A 4,758-nucleotide genomic window follows, 5' to 3' on the forward strand; every position below is an offset into this window, starting at 1 on the left:
GGCCGAGCACGTCGACCAGGATAACGGCGCTGCGCTGCGGCAGAGTGAGCTGCATGAAAGTGCGCAGGCTGGTGGCAGCCGCAAGCCTCGCCTCCGCGCTGGCGGAGAGGTCTTCCACTCCGGTCATATCGGCCTCGCTTAAGCGGGAACGCTCCCGCTGGCGGCGGCGCAGATGGTCCTGCGCCGCATTGTGGGCGATGCGAAACAGCCATTGCTCCGGACGGTCGACTGCGGCGTTGCCGTCGATCGCCTGCAGCGCCTTCAGCACCGTCTCCTGCACGATGTCCTCGCCGTCGATGACGGAGCCGGCCATGCGGGCTGCGTAGCGGTGCAGCTTCGGACGCAGGCCGGGCAGCATCGCGTCCAGCGCCGCCCGGTCGAATTTCGATGACATCATTGCGTTCATTCCCGAGCAGGCTGCGGCACGGCGCCAAGGCCGCGCCGGCACTGAGGTCAGGCCGGCATGGCCTCAACGGCATTGTCCAGCATACGATAGTTGCCGACGATTTTTGCCGCCGATCTGGCGAGAGGGCCGGACCGCCGCTCGGCGTGGTCGGCGCCGAAAGTCTTGAAGGAGTCGAGCCCGGTCAGGGCGGCGCTGTCCTTGTCATACCCGACAAGATGCACGAACTCGCCATTCTCCAGCTCCAGAACGAGGTAGCGCACGGATAGCGGCTTCGTTTCGTCGAGCGCCTCGAACACCTTTGCAACCAGCATACGGTTTTCGGCGATGCTTTCATCCTTCACGCCGTAGCGGATGAGACTGTAGCCCATTGTCATCTCCTTTTCTGGGTTTGCACACAGAAGACGTTCCGCAGCATCGAAAAGATTCTCAGGGTTTCCGAATCTTTTTGCGCATCTGCGTCGTCCTTCATCCGTCGAGGCCGCGCGGCGGCCTCCGCGATGAGGAGAGACATCATGCATATCCAGTTTGCCGAACTTCCGGTATTCGATCAGGACCGCGCCAAGGCGTTCTACACCGACCATTTCGCCTGCCAGGTGGCAGCCGACCAACCGATGGGCGACGGCGGCTGGCGCTGGATCGAGCTGGCATTTCCCGACGCCGTCACCAACCTGCATTTTATCAGACGCGCCGATGAGGCGCCGGGGGTCGAACCAGTGCTGGTTCTGGTCGATGGCGATGTCGAAACGACAATCGCCGCGTTGAGGGCGCGCGACGTCGAAATCATCACCGAGCCTCAGGAAGCTCCGTGGCAGCCTGGCCGCACCGTTGCCGAGTTCCGCGACAGCGAGGGCAACCGCATGGTTGTCGCCGGCAAATGACCGGCGCGCCAGACCGAATCTTGAGAAGCAACGGGAGAGATGGAATGACCCTCCAATCGTCGACGCTGAAAGTGCCGGGCGCCAGCCTGTATTACGAGACGCCCGGCTCCGGCCCCGTGCTGCTGATCATCCCCGGCGGACCGCAGGACGCCGGTGTTTTCGCCGGGTTGGCTGGCCGTCTCGCCGACCGATACACGGTGGTCGCCTACGACCCGCGCGGCAATTCGCGCAGCACCTTCGACGAGCAGCCTGAGGAACAGAACCTCGATGTCCATGGCGACGATGCCGCGCGGCTGATCGAGGCGCTCGGCGCCGGGCCTGCCTATGTGTTCGGTACCAGCGGCGGCGCCCAGATCGGGCTCAATCTCGCCGCCCGCCATCCTGGCCAAGTGCGGGCGCTGGTGGCGCACGAACCGCCCAGCATGATGTTGCTTGACGACCCGTCGCATGCGTTGGCCGGCATGCGCGACCTGCACGATACCTATCGCAGCCAAGGCGTCGGGGCGGCGATGCGGAAATTCTTCAGCGAGAACGGCCTGTCCGAAGGGCCGGATCAAGGTGAAGCAGGGCCGAACGATGCTGAGACCCAGGATGCGCCGCCGCCGTTTGAACCGACACCCGAAGAGGCCGAGACTTTTGCGCGCGTCAGCAGCAATTTCGAATACTGGCTGGCGCATGGCGTCATGCCGCTCTCGCTGTACCGTCCCGACGTCGAGGCGCTGCGTGGCGCCGCTGTCGTAGTCGGTATCGGCGAAGAGTCCGTCGGCCAGCCGATCGACGGCATGGGCAAGGCGCTGGCCGACAGGCTCGGTGTCAAGCGCGCCGCCTTTCCCGGCGACCATATGGGTTTTGGGCACTATCCCGATCGCTTCGCTGAGACCTTGCATCTGGCGCTCGGCGGCGTAGGAGCCTAGTCCGCAGGTTGACCCTGGTACGGCGTCCGCGCCTGCGGGGGCCGGTCTTCCCTCAGGCGACCGCCTTGGCCGCCGCCCGCCCGGCGCTGCGGCCGGAGAAGATGCAGCCGCCGAGAAATGTGCCTTCCAGCGCGGCATAGCCATGCACGCCGCCGCCGCCGAAGCCGGCGGCTTCGCCGACCGCATAGAGGCCGGGGACCGGCTGGCCCCCGGCATCGAGCACGCGGCTGTCCAGATCGGTCTGCAGGCCGCCCAGCGTCTTGCGGGTGAGGATGTTGAGCCGCACCGCGATCAGCGGGCCGTTCGCCGGATCGAGCATCTTGTGCGGCTTGGTGGTGCGGATCAGCTTGTCGCCGATATAGGCGCGGGCGCCGCGCAGTGCCGTGATTTGCATGTCTTTCGAGAACGGATTGTCGAGCTGCCGGTCGCGGGCGCGGATTTCGCGCTCGACCTCGGCGACATCGAGCAGCGGCTCGCCGCCAGCCAGCGCATTCATGCGCTTGACCAGCGTCGAAAGGTCGGCCTCGACGATGAAATCCTCGCCCTTCTCCATGAAGGCTTTGACCGGGCCGGGAATGCCTGACGTCGCGCGGCCCAGCACCTGGCGCCAGCTCTTGCCCGTCAGGTCCGGGTTCTGCTCGGAGCCGGACAGCGCGAACTCCTTCTGGATGATTTTCTTCGTCAGGATGAACCAGGAATAGTCGAAGCCGGTGCGCATAATGTGGCTGAGCGTGCCCAGCGTGTCGAAGCCCGGATAGAGCGGCACCGGCAGGCGCTTGCCGCGCGCGTCGAGCCACAGCGACGACGGGCCGGGCAGGATGCGGATCGCGTGGTCGGTCCAGATCGGCGCCCAGTTCCTGATGCCCTCGACATAGTGCCACATGCGGTCGCGGTTGATGATCGAGCCGCCGGCCGCCTCCGTGATCGCCAGCATGCGGCCATCGACATGGTCGGGCACGCCGGTGATCATCCGCTTGGGCGCGGTACCCAGCCGATGCGGCCAGTTCTTGCGCACCAGCTCGTGATTGGCGCCGATGCCTCCGGAGGCGACGATCACCGCTTGCGCGTGCAGTTCGAAATCGCCGGCGATGTCGCGCGCGCTCTTGCGGCCGCGCTCGACGCTGCTTGGCTCGAGGATGTCGCCGCGCACGCCATCGACGGTCGTGCCCGTTCGCGTCAGCTCATTGACACGATGGCGGAATTTGAACTGGACCAGCCCGCGTTTCTCCGCTTCCCGCACACGCAGGACAAAAGGTTCGAGTACGCCGGGGCCGGTGCCCCAGGTGACGTGGAAGCGCGGCACCGAATTGCCGTGGCCGATGGCATTGCCGCCGCCGCGTTCCGCCCAGCCGACGACGGGAAAGAATTTCAGCCCGCGTTCGATCAGCCAGGAACGCTTTTCGCCGGCGGCAAAGCCGACATAGGCCTCGGCCCATTTGCGCGGCCAGAAATCTTCCGCGCGGTCGAAAGCCGCGGTGCCCATCCAGTCTTCCAGCGCGAGATCGTGCGAATCGCGGATGCGCATGCGCCGCTGCTCCGGCGAATCGACCAGAAACAAACCGCCGAACGACCAGAAGGCCTGGCCGCCCAGCGACTGCTCCGGTTCCTGGTCGACGATGATGATCTTCTTGCCGGCCTCGGCCAGCTCGGCCGCGGCGACGAGGCCGGCCAGCCCCGCGCCGACAATGATCACGTCCGCGTCAGCCATTTCTCCTCCCAGGATTAGCCGGCTTTCTTAATGCAGAGGTCAGACGGCTTCCCAGCCGTCCTTGCCGCCGGCGCGGAAGATGGCATCGATGACCTTCTGGTTGAGCACCGATTCCTCCAGCGTGAAGACGCGCTCCTTGCCGCCCTGCGCCGCCCTGGCGAAGGTCTCGACCTCCAGCCGGTACTGCTGCGTGCCGGGGAAGCGGAACACCTGCGCCTCGGTGTGGTTCTGGTTGTGCAACTCGACCCGATGGTGGTCGTAGAGCCCGGCATTGAACGGCGAGAACACCTCGATGAAACCCTTCTCGCCGTGGAACACCATCACCTGCCGCGCCGCCATCTGCGTCGACAGGTAGAAGGACAGTTCGAAGTCGCCGAAATCGGCGCGGATCGAGGAATAGATGTCGGTGCCGAAGGTCTTGTCGCGCTCGATCGTCGCCTGCACGCGCTGCGGCTCCTTGCCGGTCGAAAAGCGTGTCGACACCGTCGGGTAGACGCCGATGTCGGGCAGCGCGCCGCCGCCGAGGTCGAGCTGGTTGCGCATGTTCTTGGGGTCGACATTGTAATAGGAGAACGCGCCCTGCACATGGCGCAGCCGGCCGATGGCGCCGCTGGCGATGAGGTCGCGCACCTTGATCCATTGCGGGTGGTAGATGACCATGAAGGCCTCGCACACCAGCACTTTCTTCTCATCGCGCAGTTGGATCAGCGGCGCGATGTCCTTGGCGTCGAGCGCCAGCGGCTTCTCGACCAGCACATGTTTTCCCGCTACGATCGCCTTCGCCGTCCATGCGACATGCTGCGAGGTCGGCAGCGGGATGTAGACGCCGTCGATGTCCTTCGACGCGAGCAG

6 protein-coding genes are annotated in these 4,758 nt (G+C 65.5%); 2 read left to right on the forward strand and 4 right to left on the reverse strand.

What is annotated here, in order from left to right:
• The coding region (locus EN781_RS26380; protein ID WP_245492659.1) for an RNA polymerase sigma factor at nucleotides 1-397 on the reverse strand (397 nt) is incomplete at its 3' end.
• 56 nt (nucleotides 398-453) lie between these two features.
• Nucleotides 454-774, reverse strand: a complete 321-nt coding sequence (locus EN781_RS26385; RefSeq protein WP_245455288.1) for a hypothetical protein — start codon at nucleotides 772-774, stop codon at nucleotides 454-456.
• Nucleotides 775-918: 144 nt separating this feature from the next.
• Between EN781_RS26385 and EN781_RS26390 the strand changes: the two genes are divergently transcribed.
• Nucleotides 919-1,284: a VOC family protein gene (locus EN781_RS26390; RefSeq protein WP_126057150.1), complete on the forward strand. Its 366-nt coding sequence runs from the start codon at nucleotides 919-921 to the stop codon at nucleotides 1,282-1,284.
• A gap of 44 nt (nucleotides 1,285-1,328) precedes the next feature.
• Nucleotides 1,329-2,198 carry an alpha/beta hydrolase gene (locus EN781_RS26395; RefSeq protein ID WP_126057149.1) on the forward strand — a complete coding sequence of 290 codons (870 nt, stop codon included), beginning with the start codon at nucleotides 1,329-1,331 and terminating at the stop codon, nucleotides 2,196-2,198.
• A 52-nt stretch (nucleotides 2,199-2,250) separates the two neighbouring features.
• Here the strand turns inward: EN781_RS26395 and EN781_RS26400 are convergent, their stop codons facing one another.
• Both EN781_RS26400 and EN781_RS26405 read right to left on the reverse strand, forming a co-directional pair.
• Complete coding sequence (locus EN781_RS26400; protein ID WP_126057148.1) at nucleotides 2,251-3,906, reverse strand: FAD-binding dehydrogenase; 1,656 nt, start codon at nucleotides 3,904-3,906, stop codon at nucleotides 2,251-2,253.
• A 39-nt stretch (nucleotides 3,907-3,945) separates the two neighbouring features.
• Nucleotides 3,946-4,758 (reverse strand): Gfo/Idh/MocA family oxidoreductase (locus tag EN781_RS26405; RefSeq protein ID WP_145965633.1); only part of this gene is annotated, 813 nt, incomplete at its 5' end.

It is taken from the genome of Mesorhizobium sp. M4A.F.Ca.ET.090.04.2.1 (assembly GCF_003999085.1).
Classification (GTDB): Bacteria; Pseudomonadota; Alphaproteobacteria; order Rhizobiales; family Rhizobiaceae; genus Mesorhizobium.

Bases quoted from the DNA above. Each gene is read 5' to 3' on its own strand.
- EN781_RS26400 (WP_126057148.1), bottom strand. From the start codon at position 3,906: ATGGCTGACGCGGACGTGATCATTGTCGGCGCGGGGCTGGCCGGCCTC.
- EN781_RS26395 (WP_126057149.1), top strand. From the start codon at position 1,329: ATGACCCTCCAATCGTCGACGCTGAAAGTGCCGGGCGCCAGCCTGTAT.
- EN781_RS26385 (WP_245455288.1), bottom strand. From the start codon at position 774: ATGGGCTACAGTCTCATCCGCTACGGCGTGAAGGATGAAAGCATCGCC.
- EN781_RS26390 (WP_126057150.1), top strand. From the start codon at position 919: ATGCATATCCAGTTTGCCGAACTTCCGGTATTCGATCAGGACCGCGCC.